Below are 18,884 nucleotides of genomic sequence, written 5' to 3'. Positions count from 1 at the left end.
GAATGATGCTCGCAGCTGGCATGCCCACCTGCTCGAGCGGCTATGATCTCGGCACGGGCATTTCACATGCAAGGGCCACTGGATGACCGCATCGCCTTGCTGCTCATCGCACCGGATCTTTTGTATCCCGCTTGAATCCCTTTGACCAAGTGTGCGTGATGTCGTCAACGACCGTTTCAAGGACTAGTTCAACGTGGATTCCTTCTTTTTTGGCATCAATGTTCAAAAACTCTCCCAGATGGGATTGCTTGACAGCCATGGCTTGCCTCTGACCGACGCCGAACAGGACACCAAGCTCAGCAGCGAGGAGCACCTGTTTTCACGCCTTCGCTCCTCGAGTTTTCTGCGCAGTGCCATTTTCAGCAAAGGCCACACCCTGTTCAATCAGGGCGATCTCGTGGACGAGGCACACATCATTTTCCAGGGACAAGTGCGGGTGACTGCTGGCGAGACTTCGTTTTACATGGGCCCCGGCGCGGTGATCGGCCTGGCCGAGGGCATTGCACAAGTGCCCATGCCCTGGACGCTCCAGGCAGAAACACTGCTCAACACCCGCATCATTCCCATCCAGCGCGCGGCCGAAGAAATCCGCAACACCGATGCAGGACTGCGCAGCATTTGCCGCGTAACGGTCATGCGTGCCATTGGCCTGGTCAATACGCCCGAAAGTCTGCGATGAGCGAAGCCTATTTTCCGGTCCAGAGTTACAAGGCTGGCGACGTGCTGTTCTCGCGTGGGGAACAAGCCAATACGTTTTTCATGATCGAGTCGGGCGAGGTCGATCTGTTTGTCCCCCCCGCAAACACGTTCCTGGTTCGCTTGGGCCCGGGAGAAGCATTCGGAGAACAAGCCATTTTGACCAGTGGTGTGCGGGGCGCTACGGCCATTGCAGTGACCGATCTGATTTGTGTCCAGATGACGGCCGAATCGCTGCAGGAAATCGTTCAAAGCCAGACCTCACTGATCCGGCCGGTCCTGGAGGCACTGTTTCTGCAGCTTTACTTGAACAACTCGATCCGTTCAGCGATCCCGGAGCTCAATTTGCGTCGCGATCCGACGTAGACGTCCAGTGAAACAAGGCCCGGTCCAGCGGGCGGCGCAAACGGTACAGCTGTGCATCCGAGTGAAGATCCTGGACCAGCGCATCGAAAAACACCATGGTGGCCGACGGCAAGCGGGGCATGGGCAACCATTCCTGGTCATGGATGTTGCGCAAGCCCAGCACGGCATCCACTTTCAGCATCATCGGGACATCGGCATCGGTGGCGCTGTAGACGACGCCCATCGGACCCTCAGCACCATGGCTTTGTCCAAAAAAAGCTTGCACAGGCACCGAACTCAGGACCTGTTCACGCCACTGGACATGGTCGCCCTGGCCACCAACGGCCAGCGCTTCCAGACTCAGCACTTCATGCACACCCAATGCATCCAGCAAGAGCTGCAATTTGCCAGCTTGAACATGAAGGTAGATGGCCATGGTCGTCAGGCCGCCGCAGCCAGGCTTGGCAATGGCATCTGGTTGCCAATGTTTTCAGCCAATCGGTAAATGGCTGGGCCATCCAGGATCAACACCACGCGACCATCCCCCAGGATGGACGCACCTCCCACACCAGGCAAAGCTGCCAGACGGGGATGAATGTCTTTCGTGAACAACTCCTGGCGACCCACAAATTCGTCCACCGTCACACCCAAAGTGCGCTGACCGTCGGACAGGACCACCACAAAGCGATGCGGTTCATCACTCACTTGCTTGAAGCCCAACAACTCTTCCAGGCGCACAATCGGCAAGAAGCTGCCACGCAAGATGATGGCCGTGCGGCCTTTGACGGTCTGGACATCGGTCTCATTGATCTCGACCAGCTCGGCCACATAGCGCCCGGGCACGGCCAGGGTCTGATTGGCGGTGTTGACCAGCAGCACCTCTTGGACCGCAGCGGACAACGGCATTTGCATCGTGAATGTGGTGCCACGACCCAACTCTGAATCGAGGTGGATGTTTCCACCCAAGCGCATCACATTGGTTCGAACGACGTCCATGCCCACGCCACGGCCTGAAGTTTCTGTGACCACGTCGGCTGTGCTGAAGCCCGCACGGAAAATGAACTTCAGAATGTCATCACGGCTCATCAGCAAGCTGTCTTCGTGCTTGACCAGGCCGCGCTCCACGGCTTTGCGTCGGACACGCTCGGGATCGATGCCTTTGCCGTCATCGCTCACACGGATGATGATTCGGCTGCCTTGTTGCTCGGCCTGAATGCGGATCACCGCCTCTTCGGGCTTGTCGGTGAGTTTTCGTTCGGCCATGGTCTCAATGCCGTGGTCAGCGCTGTTGCGGACCATGTGAAGCAATGGATCGGCCAGGGACTCCACCATGGCCTTGTCAATCTTGACCTCCTGGCCCGTCAATTCCAGGCGAATCTGCTTGCCTTGCGCCTGAGCGAGGTCACGCACCATGCGGGGGAATCGCTTGAAGACCAATTCCACAGGCACGACCCGCAAGCCCATCACGCTGTCCTGCAAACGTGACAGTGCCCCCTGAATCAGGGCATCGGTCTCTTGCAAACGGCGGTTTTGTTCATCAATCAGGTCGATCAGGCGCTGGAACTGCGCCACGCCAGCCATGTCGGCAAGGCCACTGTCGCTGGAGCGGCGAAGCGCGATGGCCTGTTCGCGCAGGCGCTGGTCGGCAATGACGTGGGCCAACTGGCCGCGAACCAACACCATTTCACCAATTTGGTTCATGAACTGATCGAGCATCTCGCCCGGCACACGAATCACATTGGAAGCTGCAGCAGCGGGCGCAGGTGCACGTTTGGCGGCCTCGGGTGCCGCGGCCGCCGTGGGGGCGGTTTGCACAGCTTGCGGTGGCGCAGCTGCCGGGGCCGCGGTCGTCACCTGGCTGACTGGCTCTGTCTTTTCTGCTGGCGCAGCCTGAGCGGCAGGGGCACTTTGAACAGGAGCCACCACTGGGGCTGAGGCTGGCGCAGGTACGGGTGCGGGATCGTCGAGCACTTCAGCAGGGTACTGGATCGCCGCGGGACCACTGTCCACACCGAACTGCCCCAGCAACTTGATCAAATTCTGGTCAGCATCCAGCTGTTTGATTTCGGCATCGATGTCGTCAAAGTCACCCGTCGAGATGAAAAGCATCTCGTACCAGCTCTCATCGTCCACAAAGACCGAACGGTTGGTGATGATGCGTCCACGCTCGGAGACCCATGACAGGAACGAAGTGGCAATTTGCTCTGATGACTCCAGGTGTGCAACCACCAGGTAAGCCTTGGAGCCGCCGTCGATCAAATCCTTGAGTTCGCGTGTGTTCTCCGAAGACAACAGCTGCGCCAATTCGGCACGGATGCCCAAGGAGGCATGGAAAGCCTCGATTTCCTGGGGCGACATGTCACTGGCATTGTCATGCGCCCAGACACAGTCCTTGATGCGCTGTGACAAGGTGTCTTGTTGCTCGACAAAGCCGGCATTGAGCAGCGGTTTTTTCTCCTTGCTCTGACAAACACCGCGGATCAAGGCCACGGCGTCCCGAGCGACTGCGATGATGTCCGCGTCGAGTTTCAGATCGGATCGCGCCGCCCGTGCATAGGCATCCTGCAAAAACAAAGGCAGGTCGCAATGTGCGTCCGGGAACAACGACATCAGGTAGGTGTGCACGCGTGCGAATGCATTGGACACATTGCCAGCCACCGATTCATCCACCTGACCCAGGCTTGCCTCAAGCACTTGCAAGTTGTCGACCACGCTGCTGAGCAAATGGTCCAGACTTTCACGCAGGGTGCGCGACAAGACTTGTGCCAGAGACTCCCCACCCAAATCGCTCCCGGTGGTTTCACCCAAGGTCCGCAAGTCGCTGAGGAAAGCCACGATGGTGTCCACAACGGTTTCGCCTTGCGCCCGGTTGATGTTTTCATCTGCAGGCAAGGCTTCGGAAATGTCTTGAATCCTGCGGGTGATCCCCAGGTAACCGAGCTTGTTGGAAGCCCGCATCATCCAGATCAATGGTCGACGGATGTCGTTCGCCACGGAAAAAATGTGCTTTGGATCTTCGTTGGCTGCAATCGACAGTGCCAGCTGCTCCAGAATGGGCAAACCGTTGGCGAGCAGGCGCAAAAAGATGGACTGGTCATCCGGTGCATCCTCGTCTGTACCAGACGCAGAAATTTTGACCAGCTTCTTGGCTTGCGGAGGTGGTGCTTTTTTGGCAGGCGCTTTGGGCGCTGGTTGGGCGGCAGATGCAGCGGGCGCAGCCGGGGCAGAGGCTGCGGCAGGTGCAGGCGCTTCAGGCTCAGCTGCTCCACCGGTGGCCTTTCGGAATGCCTGCTCCAGCTCTTCGCACAAGGCGGTGGGTTTTTGACCATCGGAACGCTCAGCCACGGCAATGTCACGCAGCCCTTTGATGGCGTCCAGTGCACGCAGCAACAGGTCCACCGTGGATTTGTTCAGACCCGTCACGCCCTCGCGCACCAATCCCAACAAATCCTCGGCACGGTGGGCGACGGCCTCGAGCGCGCCCAACTCCATCACGCGACTCAAGCCTTTGAGCGAATGGAATGCACGGAACAGGCTGGAAATCTCTTCGCCTGAGAGCTCTCCACCATCGGCACGGACCAGGAGTGATTCGATGCCCTCAATATGCTCTTCAGTTTCTACCGAATATTGAGCCCATATGGTCTCGATAAAGTCATCTGACATTGACTTGTGCCCCTTGTGCGCTGATCAGCTCAATCGCGTGTTGTTTTGGTTGTTCGAAAAAATCAGATACCCAGCACTTTGCGGGAGGCTGTCACGATTTCGTGCCCCTTCTTGGCGTTCAGATCCAGGCTCATCGCACCAGAAGGCTTGGCAATCACTTCAGCTGCGCCCAGTTTGCGCGTCTCCAGCGCCTGTGGTGAGCCTGTTTGCGCCACGGAAGACACAATGATCACGGGCACATTGCTGATCAAGCGCAAACGCTTGAGGCACTCGATACCATCCATATGGGGCATTTCAATGTCCAGCAGCACCAGATCGGGGTTGAGTTCCTTGATGCTTTGCAAGGCCTCCAGTCCGTTGGTGGCCTCACCCACCACCGCCAGGTCTGGGTCAGCACTGATGATGCCGCGCAACAAGGCACGCATCACAAAAGAATCGTCAACGATCAGGATATTTTTCTTCGACATATCAATTCACCTCCAAAAATTAAACAACAGGGGTGCTCAGCAGACCACCCACACCCGCCATCCGTGCCAATCGGGTCCCCAGCGCGGCAGGCGCCAAAACCGCTGTGGCCAATCCCGCCTCAATAACCGAAGATGGCATGCCATCGACAATGCAGGTTTCGGGGCTTTGAGCCAATACCGGGCAAGCTTTGCGCGCGACCAGCTCTTGCGAGCCTTTCATGCCATCTTTGCCCATGCCGGTCATCACAACGGCAACCACCGGACAAGAGACCGTCGCCGCCGAGCGGAAAAGCACGTCAGCGTTGGGGTGGATGGGCGCCTCATTGCTGGTGCGTTCGTAGAGCATGATCCGTCCAGGGAATGGTTCCCGGATGACATAGTCGGTGCCCCCCTTGATGATGATCACCATCCCTGGCTTGGCCTCCATGCCATCGGAACTCTCCACCACTTCCAGGCCCGTCTCGGAGCTCAGATGGCGTGCAAATCCACTGGTGAACATGGGCGGCATGTGCTGCGCGACCACCACAGGGCATTTCAATTTGCCCATCGCCTTGAGTGTCTGCGGCAAAGTGGCTGGACCGCCGGTGGAGATGCCCAGAACGACCAATCCGGGGACGCCCTGGTTCTCGGTTTTACGCTGAGACACCGGACGGGAAATGTCCACGCCAGACGTGTCCGGACGCAAGCCGCCCGCGCTGAAACGCGAACGCTTCTTGGCCCAGTACCGGAGCTTGTCCACCAATTCATCGCCAATTTTGACAATGTCCAGTTGCACGAAAGAAGACTTTTTGGCAATGAAGTCCACGGCGCCCAATTCCAGCGCCTTGATGGTGGTCACCGAATTGCGCTCGGTCAGACTGCTGAGCATGATGATGGGGCAAGCGCAACGCGCCATGATCTGACGCGTGGCCTCCAGGCCATCCATGACCGGCATTTCGACGTCCATGGTGATCACGTCGGGGCGCAAGGCTTCGGCCATTTCCACACACATTTGACCGGTGCGGGCTTCCCCGACCACTTCGATGTCGGCATGCCCTTCCACCATCTTGCGAATGGCGATGCGCATGAAAGCGGAATCGTCGGAGATCAGAAGTTTGATCATACGGCCACCCCATTGCGCACGTACCAAGGCCCACCGTTGCCCAAGCGCTGTTCAAAATATTCGGGCACCAGCATCTGAACCGACGCCCCCATGACCAAGACACCGCCGGGGGAAAGCGAGCGGGCCAGCATGGTCTGCACCGCTTTTTTCACGGTGTCATCGAAGTAAATCAGGACGTTACGGCAGAACACCAGGTCCATGCCTTGCACAGGCGGACGGCTGTTCATCAAGTTGAAGCGCTCAAAGCGCACGCAGTTCTTCACCCAATCGCGCACCTTGTGGTAGCGCACACCGGGCATCGCGTTGGAAGGGGCCAGGGAAACCTCCTGGAACATGGCCTTCCAGTGTGCAGGCAGATTGCGGAACGAGCCCATGCCCAACTCGCCATACACACCTTCGCGGGCGGTACGCAGGGCTTGGTTGGACACGTCGCTGCCCATCACGAACAGGGACCAGCCCGGATCCAAGATCACCTGACCATCGGCTTGCTGTCTGGCTTTGCCCGCTTTTTCCAGGCCGCGCAGACACATGAAAGCCAGGTCATACACTTCTTCACCGGTCGAGCTGGCCCCCGACCAGACCTGGAACTGGCGGTTCTTTTCGCGCGCCGCGATCAAATTGGGCAAGATTTCTTTGCCCAGCATCTCCATCAAATCCGGATCACGGCAGAAGTAGGTTTCATGGACTGTCAGGTTCTCCACCAGGGATTGCCACTCGGGGTGCTCGGAAGAACATGTCCCCATGGAGTTGACCCAGTCACGCAAGACCGAGATCGGCATTTCTTTCAAAATGCGCACCAATTTGCGCTCAACCAAGGTCCCTGGCTTGATGCCGAAGCGCGACTCCACGCCCAGCATCAACTGGTTGACGATCTCCAGCTGCGTCGCTCTTTCCGAGCGCTGCTGGGCTGAAATCGGTGCAGCCGCTGGCGACAGCATGTTGTTGGACAACGCCGCTGTACTGCCTTTGGCGCTCTGCACCGCAGAGTGCATTTGCGAAATCAGGTCAGAGATGTCTTTTTTGGACAATGGAATTCCTTTATGTTCAGGCAGCCTTCGACAAAGGCTCCAGAGAAAGCAACGACACCAGCTCGCCATCCAGGCGACCCACTTCGGTCAAATAATCGTTTTGGCTGGTACGCACGGGAGTGATGTCTTTTTCGGCGATCTCGATCACGCGATCGACCTTGTCAACCACCAAGGCCCAAGGTGCCCCTTCGATGCGAACCACCACGTAGGCCGAGGTGTCACGGGCCTCCACGCCCAGCATCTGGCGCATGTCCAGAACCGGCGCAACTTCACCTTTGATTTGAACCACACCGGCCAGCGAGTCATCGCCCTGAGGCAAATTCACGGCAGAGCCGTATTCCTCCACTCGGTCCACCAGCGAAAGCGGCAATGCGCAGCGCTCACTGCCCAGGCGGAAAGAGAGCAAGCGGCGCACCGTTTTCATTTCTTGACCTGTCACTGCAGCCATGTCTATCCCGTGTTGAATCAAATAACCGCGAAATTTCGTCATGTTGTCGACAGAGATCAAGCCGCTCAATGCGACCAGCCCCGTCATGCGACTGTCATGCGAGCCGTAACCGGGCAGATACCCTTCCAACTGGGAGTCTCCGCCAGAGATGGCCTGCAACGCTTCCTTGTCGAAATGCTCGATCCCGACAATGTCCGCCACAGCGATGCCCAAACGCGAGCCATGGGCCGACACAACCAGGACAAATTTGGGCGCTGTCTTGTCCTTGCACTTGAGCAAATGGGACAGCGACAAGACCAGCAAGGCAGACCCTCGCAACTGCATCAAACCTGCCACCTCGGGACCTGCGCCGGGCATGGCCGTCAGCTCACGGATTTCGACGATTTCCATCACGTCTTCCATGTGGAAGGCATAGGTTTCATGCCCATCCTGCACGGTCACGGTCGGCATGTCCTTGCCCAGCGACTCGGCTGCAGCGGTGGCCCCATTGAGCTCCAGCCGACCCACCAGACCGCCGCCGCCCTCAGGCACCCCGACCGGCTCCATGTTTTGCAGCCCCAATGAAGCTTCATTGAGCAGCAGCACCATGCCATCGGGCAAAATGAATTCGCCACAAACCAAGGCCTCCGAATCACCATACATGTGAATCGCTTCAGGCTCGAGGCTGATTTTGTTGAACACACGATCGACCTGCACCACCACGGTATCCTGCCGCGCGGTCACCATCAGCAAATTGCCCTCAGGGTCAGCCGAGCGGTCTCCCAAGCCCAAACGCGATGCCAGGTCCACTTTGAGGTAAACGGCCCCTGCCACATTGACCAGGCCCTCCACGTCGGCAGGCGCATAGGGCAGCGGGGTCACCGGCAAATTGTCCAAAACCTTGCTGACACCAATGGCGGAAAAGGCGAATCGCCCTTTGCCGACCTCAAAAAGAACCAGTTCCATAGCGTGTTCCGTCAGATCTTGAATTTTTCTATTTCTCGACGCGTAGAGTCCGCCACACCCGACAACTCGATCATGCTGGCCGCCAGCTCTTCCGAAGCGGAGGAGTTGGTGTGAGCGATCTTCTCCAGGTTGGAAACACTGTTGTTGATTTCCTGCATGGTGCGGGTTTGCTCTTCGACTGCAGCAGAAATGCGCTGCAGCATGCCATCGGTTTGGGTCGAGCTTTGGACAATGCGCTCCATGTCGCCACTGACCTCACGCACGGCAAACACCGCGCGATTGGCTTCCGAAACGGCTTGCTGGATGAGCTGGGTGATCTCTTTGGTGCTGTCGGCACTGCTGGCCGCCAGCTTGCCCACTTCATCAGCAACCACGGCAAAACCTTTGCCGTGTTCACCCGCACGCGCCGCCTCAATGGCGGCATTGAGTGACAACAAATTGGTTTTGTTGGCGATCTTTTCGATGACGTCGGTGATCTTGTTGATCTTCTCGGAGTTGCGGGCGATGCCATTGACCACCTCGACCATTTGCTCCATTTTTTCGCGACCTTCGCTGACGATGTTCGCAGACTGCTGGGCTTGGGCGCTGGCCGACTCCGTGCTCTTGGAAATGTCACTCACCGCAATCGAGGTTTGACGGATCGCAGTCACCACTTCACTGATGTAGTGGGTCTGACTTTGAGCGCCATCGGCCAATTGCCCAATGGCCGTGCTGGTGTCGTTGGCCGCACCCGCCACTTGCTGGGCATTGTTGCCAATGCTGCGCATCGATTGGGCCAGCGCATCGAGGGAGCGGTTGATGTCATCCTTGAGCTTGGCCAGGCTGCCTTCGCTTTGCGCATGCACACGGCTGGTCAGATCACCACGCACCATGGCATCCATGACGTGCACCACATCGCCGAGCACTGCATCCAGAGAACTCACGGCCATTTGAGCGTGCTCCAGAATCAGCTTGTATTCGCCCTGGTCGTTGCTGGCATCCAGACGAACGGAGAAATCACCACGTGCCATTGCAGACATCGCAGAGCGAAGCGCGGCCACTGTGCGTGACACGCTGTTTTGCGCCTCCGCCATTTTGTGCAGAACTTGGGGATAGATGCCTTTGAGACCTGCGGGCTGAGGTTGGCGAGAAAAGTTGCCCGCACTCATCCGGGACACCACCGTCAAAGACTCACGGAACACCGCCTCAACCTGGTCCAGAACCTCGTTCAGATTCCAGGCGCAATCGGCCAGTGCCCCAGTGCTGCGGATGTTGGTGACACGCGGTTCCAAAACTCCGTTGGCGGCGCCGCTGAGCACTTTGTTCATGCGCTGAACCAATGCATTTTCACTCATGTACCCGCGAACAGACAACGCCAGCACGATGGCGATGGCAACCGCCAATCCAATCGTCAGGGGTGACAAGCTCTCGAGCAGCAGCAAACCAACAGCCACAGCACCCAAAAGCGCTTGCAGCCACACACCTTTGGCCGGACTCAACTCAAGCCGACTGAAGAGAGAGAACAAACTGTTCATAGCTCATATCCTTTTCGCCCAAAAACTTTTCCATGAGTTGAGTAGAAGCCGCGATCGCATCGCGAGTGCCAACCCTGCGCTCCTCCTCCAGCATCTGACGGTACAACTCGGAGATCACCGGGATCGCACGCGGGTGAGGCTTGCGACGCACCGAGTAATAACCCAGCACCTGCCCGGATGCATCCACCGAGGGGGTGACGTTCGCGATCACCCAGTAGAAGCTGCCGTTTTTGCAGATGTTTTTGACGTAAGCAAAGATCTCTTTGCCGTCCTGAATGCTTTGCCACAGCAACTTGAACACGGCCCGGGGCATGTCAGGGTGACGAATCACATTGTGCTGAATGCCCAGAATTTCTTTTTCCTCGAATCCGGAAAACTCGATGAAGGTTTTGTTTCCGTAGGTGATTCGGCCCTTCAGGTCCGTCTTGGACACGATGAAGTCATCCTCACGCATCACGATTTCCTTGTCCGTCGGGACAATGTCACGCAAACCCATGGTTGGTCACTCCTGAAAAAGTTGGATGGTTGGCAGTCACATCAAGCCATTGCATTGATTTTGGCTCCCACGAAAAACGTTTCCACCTGCCCCAGGCTCTTGACTTCGATCATGCCACGGGGTTCCAGCTCGAATTTGCCAGCCAGCAAATCCGCAGTGGCCGATGACACATGGATCTTGCCGGGCTGACCCGTCGACTCCATTCGGCTGGCCACGTTGACTGTGTCGCCCCAGAGGTCATAGGTGAACTTGCGGATACCGATCACACCAGCCACCACTGGACCACTGTGAATGCCAATGCGCATGTTCAAAGCACCATTGGTGCGCTCGTAGAGTTCCTTGAGGGCTTCACACATGTCCTGGGCAGCCAAGACAGTCGCCTCGGCATGGTCATCGCGCGCCTCAGGCACGCCACCGGCGAGCATGTAGCAGTCACCGATTGTTTTGATTTTCTCGAGCCCATGGCGTTCGGTGATCAAGTCAAACCGGGAGAACAAGTCGCCCAGCATTTCGACCAACGCGGTCGCCGTGATGGTGCGGGTCATTTTGGTGAAGCCCACCATGTCCGCAAACAAAACACTCACCGAAGGGCACGCATCTGCAATGCTGGCCTCGCCTTCCTTGAGACGGGTGGCAATTTTTCGCGGCAAGATGTTCAGCAACAAATCTTCGGTTTTTTGCTTTTCCTGACTCAATTGCTCATGCTGCTTTTTCAGCTGGCGCATGCGGAACGCGTTCTGGTCACTCAGCCGTTTCTTGTCGATGCAGGTGGTGACACGGGCACGCAACAACACCGGATTGAACGGTTTGGGCAGGTAATCCTCCGCACCCAACTCGATGCAACGCACAGCATCATCAATGCCTGAGCTGCCCGCACCACCGGAAATCACAATCACGGGAGGCCAAGCTTGGTAAGGCGTCTCCCGAATCACCTCCAGCACCTCCATGCCACTCATGACGGGCATTTCCATGTCCAGGAGCATCAGATCGAAAGGCTCACGCATGAGGATTTCAATCGCTTCCTTGCCGTTGTTCGCTTCGCGGATGTTCTTGAGACCGACCTCTTCGAGCGAACGGCGCAGACCCATGCGCAGCATCACACTGTCATCAACCAGCAAGACGCGCGCACTCTCCAGACCCTTGCGGCCCGTTGCAACGGCTTCCAGAACCAGGTCGGAACTGGATGGTTCAGATGCAAATTTCAGATTCAACGACGACATGGGCAGTGTTTCTCACTCATCCTCAGGCAGGCAGCAGGGACTTGACTTTTTCCAGCAGCTGTTTGGCCGTGAATGGCTTGGTCAAGCTGGCATTGGCACCCGACAGCAGGGCCGAATCAAGGCCAAAGCGTGCGCTGACCACACGGCTACCGCCTGAAATCGTCAAAATTGGCACATCTGGGAACATTTCGCGCAATTTTGTGACGAAGTCCACGCCATCCAGATTGGGCATGACGATGTCTGTGATGACCAAATCCACCTTGTCCGCCAAAGCGAACTGACGCAAGGCTTCCTGACCATCAGGCGCTTCAATCACGGAAAAATCAGACATTTCCAGAATTTCTCTCACACCTTCACGCAACAGGTCTTCGTCATCCACCAGCAAAATCGTCGCCATGGCTAGCATTCTCCATTTGTTTAAAACTTAACAATTCAAGTCTTTTTTAGCAAATTTAGCAATTAGATCACAAGTCCTTGGCGATTGCATGAGAAACTCATAGCAGTTTTGTTATTTCGACGCTTGGTGGATCCAAACGGCGTCAAGGCCCCTCTTGCATGAATAAGCTGTTCAAAAATCCCACCTTCACTTTTGGCGGCGCCCTGCGCTGGATGCGCGCAGGCCTGCTCATGCTCACGGTGGCTTTGGCCTATCTGGCTGGCTCACGCATGCATGCGCTGGAGGCATCGATCGCGCAAATTCATGACAAAAGCATCGTTTCATTGGAAAAAATACAGTCCATGCAGCAGTCCTTGCAGGACTTTGGAGAGGCGCTGACGACCTCCACCGTCTCACCAGCCACTTTGGAACGTTTGGCGCGCAAGATGCAAGCGGCACAGTTGGCACACGAACGCATTCATGGCGCATCGGCCAAGGGCGGGATCGAGCCGGAATTGCAACGCGCTCGCGATGGCTACGCATCCGCCTACGGACAGTGGCAACGTGACATCCAGCAGCGGCTCGGCGACATGCGCGAAGCCAACTCACCCAGCCCTTCCAAGTACGAAGAAATCATCACATCGCACGCGCGCCACGGGGCCACGCTTTCTGCCACGCTGGACGCATTGGTCACCCAGAATCTGGCTCAAGCCCACCAGGATTTTGACCAGATCCACACAACGCAGCAGCGCATGGCCCTGCAGTTTTACGCCCTGCTCGGCTTCATCATGGTTTTGGTTGCGCTCTCATGGCGCTGGTTGACGCAAGGGATCAGGACACTGATCGGAGGCGAGCCCCAGTACCTGGTGGGTGTGACACACCGCATCGTGCACGGCCAACTGGACCAGCCCATCATGGTGGATGCAGATGACCAAACCAGTGCTTTGGCGAACATCCAGGCGATTGCCGAGAACCTGAAAGAAAACCAGGATCAACACCGGCACCGGCTTTGGATCGATGAGGGCCTGGCCTTGATCAATGAAACCGTGCGCAACGAAAACTCCACCTCGCAATTGGCCACAGAGATCAGCCGCAAAATGGCCGACTACCTGCCTTCGCAGACCTGTGCCCTGTACGGTTTTGCCTTTGGTGTGGTCGACGACTCCATGATCCAGCGTCAAAAACTGGTTTTACTGGGCAGTGCGAGCCATGACCCCGTTCCTCTGCCTGCTGAGCTGCCTTTGCCCAGCCAGTTGCTCAAAAAAGCAGCGGGACAAGATCGGATGCTGCGCAACCAGGACTTGCCACCCAACTGTCTGCAGGCACTTGGAACGTCGGCCATCGAGTCCTCGCCGCATTTTTTGATCATCCCTTTCCAATTCAAAAGTCAGGTCCGGGGCATTTTTGTGGCCAAGTCACGCAAGCCCCTGCCGGACCATGTGGCCGAATTGCTGCTGCCGGGTCTGGTGGCGGTGGGGGTAGCTTACGACTCTGCCCAGAACCGTGAAAATTTGCTGGCCTCGCTGATGGACTCGCACAGATTGACCAATCAGTTGCAGGAAAACCAAGAAAAATTACAGGAAAGCCAGAAATCCATTGAACAACAGATTCAATATGTGAACGGGCTGTTTTCCTCCATGCAAAGCGGCCTGATCGTGGTCGACGATTTGGGCAACATCCGAGACTGCAACATCGCCTTGCTCAAACTGGCAGGGCTGAGCCGTCAGGAAGTTATCGGACAGCACAGCGACATCCTGTTTGACGACGACCAGGACAGGTTGTCACAGTTCCTGAAAAGCCTGAGCAACAGTTTGCTGCGTCTCGAACTGATGGAGCCTGGCAGTTATTTGAACCTCCTCAACCAGACCCCCTTGGCTTGCATTCAGATGGACGAGGGGGGCCGAATCCAGTTTGCCAATTCGCGCTCCAACCAGATCACGGGCTATTTCGGGGATGAATTGATCGGGCAACCGTTTTCGGTGCTTTTCCCGGCCCCGTTCGCTGAACAGCAGGCGCAACTGCTCCAGGGGTATCTGTCCAGCCAGGACGACCGGAAAACCGGCTACAGCGGCCTTGTCTACCTGCAATCCAAATCTGGTCAGCAAGTCGCCGTCGAGCTGGGCCTGGTCAACCACAGCGCCGGAGCCAAGCGCACGGTTCTGGCCTTCATTCGCAACCAATTCGATCTGCCCTGGTCTGTGACCATCACCACCACGCTGAACCGCCTGGTGCATGACGACGACGAATCGGTTGTGACATTGCTGAAGAACAAAAATGGCCCCAGCACCCCCGTGCGGATTTCTTCCTCCATCATGTTCAGCACCCGTGGCATCGCGGAGCAGACCGTCATCAACGTTCATGACGTTTCGTCACTCATCCACAAAAACGAGCAGATCAAACTGCAACACAGTCTGCTTGAAAAAACAATGGACGCCATGCACGACGGTGTCTTGCGCATCGATCGCTCTGGCGCTTTGCTCAGTGCCAACCCCAAAGCACTGGAATTGCTGGGGTATGCCAAGGTCCATGTGCTGGGACACACCCTGAGCGCCTTGTTGCCTGCCCATGATCAACCGCTGCAGCTGGATCATTGGGTGCCGGAATACCACGCCGATGTTGTCCAGCGCTTGTATGACTCGGACCCCACACACTTCTGGCAACGCCTGTCAGAAATGCCTTATCCGGTACTGGGGTTTGACGGATCGGAGCGCGTGAAGTTCACCAACGCTGCCAGCCAGGCGTTGCTGGCCTATGAAAATCAGGGTTTACATGGTCACCATTTGCTCTCCATCCTGAGCAAATCCAGCCTGGATGAATTGCCACAACCGGTCAGTTTGCACAGCCTCACCACGCAGGTCACCGAGGCCAAAGTGTTGCAGTGGCTCAAGTCAGACCAGACCGCGGCGACAGAAAACACACGTTTTTTCACAGTCAACACCGAAACCGAACTGTGGGTGATCGCCTGCCTCGGCAACAGCGTTGAAGAGGTCAAGGCCCAGGCCATGCGTGCGGTTCAAAACGTGGAATGGACCATTGAGCAGCAACACGGGCTCAAGGTGCCTGTGGTTCTGACTGCGGCCCCGATGCGCGACAACGAGGGCTACATCACTGGCGCCGTCATCACCATGAGTGACATCCGCGAAATCAAGGAAAAGGAAAACGAAAACCTTCGGATGGTCAAGAAAATGGAGCAATCCCAACGCCTGGACGCTCTGGGTCAATTGGCGGCGGGTGTGGCCCACGACTTCAACAACCTCCTGGGCATGATTCAAAACCATGCCGAATTGGTCGAAATGAAAATCGGCGAAGGCTCTCACGTTGCCAAAAACCTGAGCGCCATCATGCAAGCGACCACCCGCGCACGCGACATCGTGGTCAAACTCAACGGCTTGGGCCGCGAACGCCCCCCGGAAGAAGAGGAAGAAAATCAATCCACTTTCGATCTGGCGCCCGTCATCGAGGAAACGAAATCTCTGTTGCAGGCCAGCCTGAAAGGCATTGAGATTGCCATCGAACCGAAGACGCCTGATGCCGCCGACGTGAAACTGCATGGTCAAAGCGGAAATTTGCAGCAGGTTTTGGTCAATTTGTGCGTGAACGCCAGCCATGCCATTGGCGAGAACCGCCATGGGCGCATCACCATCACCGCCTCCAGACCCACCGAAAAAACCGTGTCGGTCGCGGTGATAGACAACGGCAGCGGTATTCCACCGGAGACACTGCCCCGCATTTTTGAGCCTTTTTTCACCACCAAGGAGGTCGGAAAAGGCACCGGTTTGGGCCTGGCCATGGTGCGCAGCATCATCACCCGCATGGGCGGAACCATCGAGTGCCAGTCGGAGTTGGGTGTGGGCACCCATTTCATTGTCACCCTGCCCTGTTCAGGGTAGACCCCTAATTTCAGCTGACCCATTTATCGAACAGAATCCAAATTCACAGATAAACTATCGTTTTTGTCAATTTAAACAATTTTTGATACACAATGCTGCGGAATGAGTTCGTACCAATCCACCGCAGTGGGATACCACTCCAAAGCGGTTTGGCTGTAGCGAACACGGATGTGATCACGCCTGACATGAGCAAGGAAATAACGTGCTGAAAAATTTGAACGTCGCCAAACGATTGATGCTGCTGGTCTTGCTGCTGGGCCTCTTGTCCGTATCGATCGGCATCAACGGCCTGATGAATCTGGCCGACAGCGTCAAGAGCATGCAAACTGTGTACGACGATCGCGTGGTCCCCTTGCGCGACCTCAAGGTCATTGCCGACATGTATGCCGTGAACATTGTTGACACCTCCCACAAGGTGCGAAACAGCAATATTTCATGGGAAGAAGGTCGGAAAAATCTGGCGGATGCCGAGCAGCAGATTGCCGAAAAGTGGAACAAATACAAGAACACGGTGCTGGTGCCCGAAGAACAACGCTTGGTGGCTGAAATTGAGCCCATGTTCAAGAGCACCCAGGTCGAACTTGACCGCATGCGCGACATCCTGACCCGCGAAGACCGGCATGCGATGGCCGAATTCACAGCTGGCCCCTTGTACCCTGCCATCGACCCGATCAGTGGCAAATTTTCCGACTTGATTGAAGTCCAGCTCAAAGTCGCCAAGCAGGAATACGAAGATTCGATCGACCGTTATGAGTCCAACCGGATTTTCAGCATCGGCCTGATCGTGCTGGGACTGGCCCTGGGCGCGGCTTTCGCACTTTGGATTGTTCGCTCGGTCAGCGGTCCTCTTGAGAAGGTCCGCAAAATGGTTCACGAAGTGGCGAAAAGCGCCGATTTCTCCAAGCGCGTCAAGGTCGAGAGCAACGACGAAGTGGGACAGACCGCCAAAGCGTTCAACGCACTGATGGATTCGCAGCAAACAGCCATTCAAGAAGTGAACCGCACTGTCACAGCCATGGCCCAGGGCAACTTCAGTTTGCGCGTCACAGCCCAACTTGAAGGCGATCTCAAGACCATGAAGGATGCCATCAACACCTCTGTCGAGAGCATCCAGTTGACCATCCAGGACATCGGTCAAATGCTGAACGCCCTGTCCAATGGCAACTTCTCTGCACGCTCCAGCGCGCAGGTGCAAGGCGAATTCAAACAGGCGCTTGACCAAACCATCACGGCCATGGCTTCACTGGAGTCCATGATCGGAGACGTTGGGCAAGTGATGAGCCATGTCGCCCGAGGTGATTTGTCACAGCGCGTGGTGGCCGAGGGTCATGGCGATCTGATCACGCTCAAGGACAACATCAACAGCTCACTCGATGCGATGAGCCAGGCATTGCGCGCCATCCACGGCAACACACGCCAAGTGGCCACGGCCGCCAATGAAACGAGCAATGCCATTGCCCAGATTTCGGACGGCGCACAAAATCAGACACATGCCATCTCGCAGGTGGCAGCAGCTGTTCGTCAAACAGCCACCTCGGTCAGCGATGTGTCCCGCAACACCAGCATCGCCAGCCAAAAGTCGCATGAGTCGATCGCCATCATCCGCGACGGCATGCAAAAGATGAGCGACATGGTCAATGTGGTCAGCAACATTGCCACCAATTCGGACAAGATCAACAAGATCACAGAAGTGATTGAAAAGATTGCCAACAAGACCAACCTGCTGTCCCTGAACGCCGCCATCGAGGCTGCGCGCGCAGGCGAACACGGCAAGGGTTTTTCCGTGGTTGCGGAAGAAGTGGGCAAATTGGCTGCCAACAGTGCAGAAAGTTCTCAGGAAATCGCACAACTGGTCCAACAGGCTGTGACCGAAACCGCCAAGGCGGTGGCCACCGTGAAAGAGGTCAGCGAAGACATGAGCCGCATTGAGCTCGCCTCACGTGAGACAGATCAAATGCTGCAACGCATCTCCGCCGCGCTGGAACAGCAAAGCAGTGCAACAGAAGAAATCAACGCCAACGTCTTCAACCTCGATCGCATTGCCAGCAGCAACGCTTCTGCGGCCGAGGAAATCACAGCCAGTGTGATGGAACTGTCCAAGATCGCCGATGGCACCCGCCGCGAACTCGAGAAGTTCTCGATGACCGACTGATTGGCCACCTGACTGTTTTTTAAAAGAGAGGACCTCGACATGATTCAAAGAAAATTTCTGACCACAATGCTCACCCTGGTGCTGGCATTGGCACACACTTCCGGTTTTGCCGCCGGTGACCGGGCCACCAAAGCAGATGCTGAAGCCATGGTTGCCAAAGGCGTTGCAGCGGTCAAAGCCAAAGGCGAAGCCGCCTATGTGGACTTCACGGCCCCAAGCAAGACCTTTGTGGACCGCGATTTGTACCTGGTGATTTACGACATCACGGGTAAATGCCTGGCACACGGACAAAACCCCAAGCAAGTGGGCAAGGACCTGATCAACCTCAAAGATCCTGATGGCAAAGAATTCGTCAAGGAACGCGTCACCCTGGCGGCCAGCAAAGCCAAATTCTGGCAAGACTACAAATTCACAGACCCGCTGACCAAAACGGTGCAAGCCAAACAGGCTTACTGCGAAAAGCTGGGCAACCTGCTCATTTGCGGCGGCATCTACAAACTGTAATGCCGACCCATGGGCGAAGTGCGTCAAATGCACTTCGC

General features: G+C 56.6%; 15 protein-coding genes. 5 read left to right on the top strand and 10 right to left on the bottom strand.

Annotation, left to right across the window (positions count from 1 at the left end):
• The first annotated feature begins 193 nt into the window (after positions 1-193).
• Together IC609_RS07940 and IC609_RS07935 are read left to right on the top strand one after the other, a co-directional pair.
• Complete coding sequence (locus IC609_RS07940; RefSeq protein ID WP_333473663.1) at positions 194-679, top strand: cyclic nucleotide-binding domain-containing protein; 486 nt, start codon at positions 194-196, stop codon at positions 677-679.
• Entirely contained in the window at positions 676-1,062 is a 387-nt protein-coding gene (locus IC609_RS07935; RefSeq protein ID WP_191818980.1) for a cyclic nucleotide-binding domain-containing protein, read from the top strand. Before IC609_RS07940 ends, IC609_RS07935 begins: the two co-directional genes overlap by 4 nt.
• Here the strand turns inward: IC609_RS07935 and IC609_RS07930 are convergent.
• The 10 genes from IC609_RS07930 to IC609_RS07885 form a co-directional block, all read right to left on the bottom strand.
• Positions 1,037-1,477 (bottom strand): hypothetical protein, encoded by a 441-nt coding sequence (locus IC609_RS07930; RefSeq protein ID WP_191818979.1) that lies wholly within the window; start codon positions 1,475-1,477, stop codon positions 1,037-1,039. The two genes, IC609_RS07935 and IC609_RS07930, sit on opposite strands and share 26 nt — an antisense overlap.
• A 5-nt stretch (positions 1,478-1,482) precedes the next feature.
• Positions 1,483-4,704 carry a chemotaxis protein CheA gene (locus IC609_RS07925; RefSeq protein ID WP_191818978.1) on the bottom strand — a complete coding sequence of 1,074 codons (3,222 nt, stop codon included), beginning with the start codon at positions 4,702-4,704 and terminating at the stop codon, positions 1,483-1,485.
• Between the two features lie 62 nt (positions 4,705-4,766).
• Complete coding sequence (locus tag IC609_RS07920) at positions 4,767-5,171, bottom strand: response regulator (RefSeq protein WP_191818977.1); 405 nt, start codon at positions 5,169-5,171, stop codon at positions 4,767-4,769.
• A gap of 19 nt (positions 5,172-5,190) precedes the next feature.
• A complete protein-coding gene (gene cheB, locus IC609_RS07915) occupies positions 5,191-6,273 on the bottom strand; it encodes a chemotaxis-specific protein-glutamate methyltransferase CheB (protein ID WP_191818976.1) in 1,083 nt (360 codons plus the stop codon).
• Positions 6,270-7,301 carry a CheR family methyltransferase gene (locus IC609_RS07910; RefSeq protein ID WP_191818975.1) on the bottom strand — a complete coding sequence of 344 codons (1,032 nt, stop codon included), beginning with the start codon at positions 7,299-7,301 and terminating at the stop codon, positions 6,270-6,272. Before IC609_RS07910 ends, cheB begins: the two co-directional genes overlap by 4 nt.
• Before the next feature lie 16 nt (positions 7,302-7,317).
• Positions 7,318-8,694, bottom strand: coding sequence for a chemotaxis protein CheW (locus tag IC609_RS07905; RefSeq protein ID WP_191818974.1), 1,377 nt, complete (start codon positions 8,692-8,694; stop codon positions 7,318-7,320).
• 11 nt (positions 8,695-8,705) lie between these two features.
• Entirely contained in the window at positions 8,706-10,208 is a 1,503-nt protein-coding gene (locus tag IC609_RS16100; protein ID WP_225224086.1) for a methyl-accepting chemotaxis protein, read from the bottom strand.
• Positions 10,174-10,704 carry a PAS domain-containing protein gene (locus IC609_RS07895; RefSeq protein WP_191818973.1) on the bottom strand — a complete coding sequence of 177 codons (531 nt, stop codon included), beginning with the start codon at positions 10,702-10,704 and terminating at the stop codon, positions 10,174-10,176. The genes IC609_RS16100 and IC609_RS07895 overlap by 35 nt, the downstream gene beginning before the upstream one ends.
• A gap of 41 nt (positions 10,705-10,745) precedes the next feature.
• Entirely contained in the window at positions 10,746-11,924 is a 1,179-nt protein-coding gene (locus IC609_RS07890) for an adenylate/guanylate cyclase domain-containing protein (RefSeq protein ID WP_191818972.1), read from the bottom strand.
• Between the two features lie 22 nt (positions 11,925-11,946).
• Positions 11,947-12,321 (bottom strand): response regulator transcription factor, encoded by a 375-nt coding sequence (locus IC609_RS07885; protein ID WP_191818971.1) that lies wholly within the window; start codon positions 12,319-12,321, stop codon positions 11,947-11,949.
• Positions 12,322-12,479: 158 nt separating this feature from the next.
• Between IC609_RS07885 and IC609_RS07880 the strand changes: the two genes are divergently transcribed.
• The 3 genes from IC609_RS07880 (at position 12,480) to IC609_RS07870 (ending at position 18,846) form a co-directional block, all read left to right on the top strand.
• A complete protein-coding gene (locus tag IC609_RS07880; RefSeq protein WP_191818970.1) occupies positions 12,480-16,190 on the top strand; it encodes a PAS domain S-box protein in 3,711 nt (1,236 codons plus the stop codon).
• 202 nt (positions 16,191-16,392) lie between these two features.
• The gene (locus tag IC609_RS07875) at positions 16,393-18,342 is read left to right on the top strand and encodes a HAMP domain-containing methyl-accepting chemotaxis protein (protein ID WP_333473662.1); all 1,950 of its coding nucleotides are present in this window, start codon (positions 16,393-16,395) and stop codon (positions 18,340-18,342) included.
• A gap of 39 nt (positions 18,343-18,381) precedes the next feature.
• A complete protein-coding gene (locus tag IC609_RS07870; protein WP_225224085.1) occupies positions 18,382-18,846 on the top strand; it encodes a cache domain-containing protein in 465 nt (154 codons plus the stop codon).
• Positions 18,847-18,884: the final 38 nt, after the last annotated feature.

The organism is Limnohabitans radicicola (assembly GCF_014837235.1).
GTDB lineage: Bacteria > Pseudomonadota > Gammaproteobacteria > Burkholderiales > Burkholderiaceae_C > Limnohabitans_A > Limnohabitans_A radicicola.
The sequence above is the reverse complement of the archived record's forward strand: the minus strand, read 5'-3'. Positions and strand labels throughout refer to the sequence as shown.

Bases quoted from the DNA above. Each gene is read 5' to 3' on its own strand.
- IC609_RS07870 (WP_225224085.1), top strand. From the start codon at position 18,382: ATGATTCAAAGAAAATTTCTGACCACAATGCTCACCCTGGTGCTGGCA.
- IC609_RS07930 (WP_191818979.1), bottom strand. From the start codon at position 1,477: ATGGCCATCTACCTTCATGTTCAAGCTGGCAAATTGCAGCTCTTGCTG.
- IC609_RS07895 (WP_191818973.1), bottom strand. From the start codon at position 10,704: ATGGGTTTGCGTGACATTGTCCCGACGGACAAGGAAATCGTGATGCGT.
- IC609_RS16100 (WP_225224086.1), bottom strand. From the start codon at position 10,208: ATGAACAGTTTGTTCTCTCTCTTCAGTCGGCTTGAGTTGAGTCCGGCC.
- cheB (WP_191818976.1), bottom strand. From the start codon at position 6,273: ATGATCAAACTTCTGATCTCCGACGATTCCGCTTTCATGCGCATCGCC.
- IC609_RS07885 (WP_191818971.1), bottom strand. From the start codon at position 12,321: ATGGCGACGATTTTGCTGGTGGATGACGAAGACCTGTTGCGTGAAGGT.
- IC609_RS07925 (WP_191818978.1), bottom strand. From the start codon at position 4,704: ATGTCAGATGACTTTATCGAGACCATATGGGCTCAATATTCGGTAGAA.
- IC609_RS07890 (WP_191818972.1), bottom strand. From the start codon at position 11,924: ATGTCGTCGTTGAATCTGAAATTTGCATCTGAACCATCCAGTTCCGAC.
- IC609_RS07935 (WP_191818980.1), top strand. From the start codon at position 676: ATGAGCGAAGCCTATTTTCCGGTCCAGAGTTACAAGGCTGGCGACGTG.
- IC609_RS07905 (WP_191818974.1), bottom strand. From the start codon at position 8,694: ATGGAACTGGTTCTTTTTGAGGTCGGCAAAGGGCGATTCGCCTTTTCC.
- IC609_RS07920 (WP_191818977.1), bottom strand. From the start codon at position 5,171: ATGTCGAAGAAAAATATCCTGATCGTTGACGATTCTTTTGTGATGCGT.
- IC609_RS07880 (WP_191818970.1), top strand. From the start codon at position 12,480: ATGAATAAGCTGTTCAAAAATCCCACCTTCACTTTTGGCGGCGCCCTG.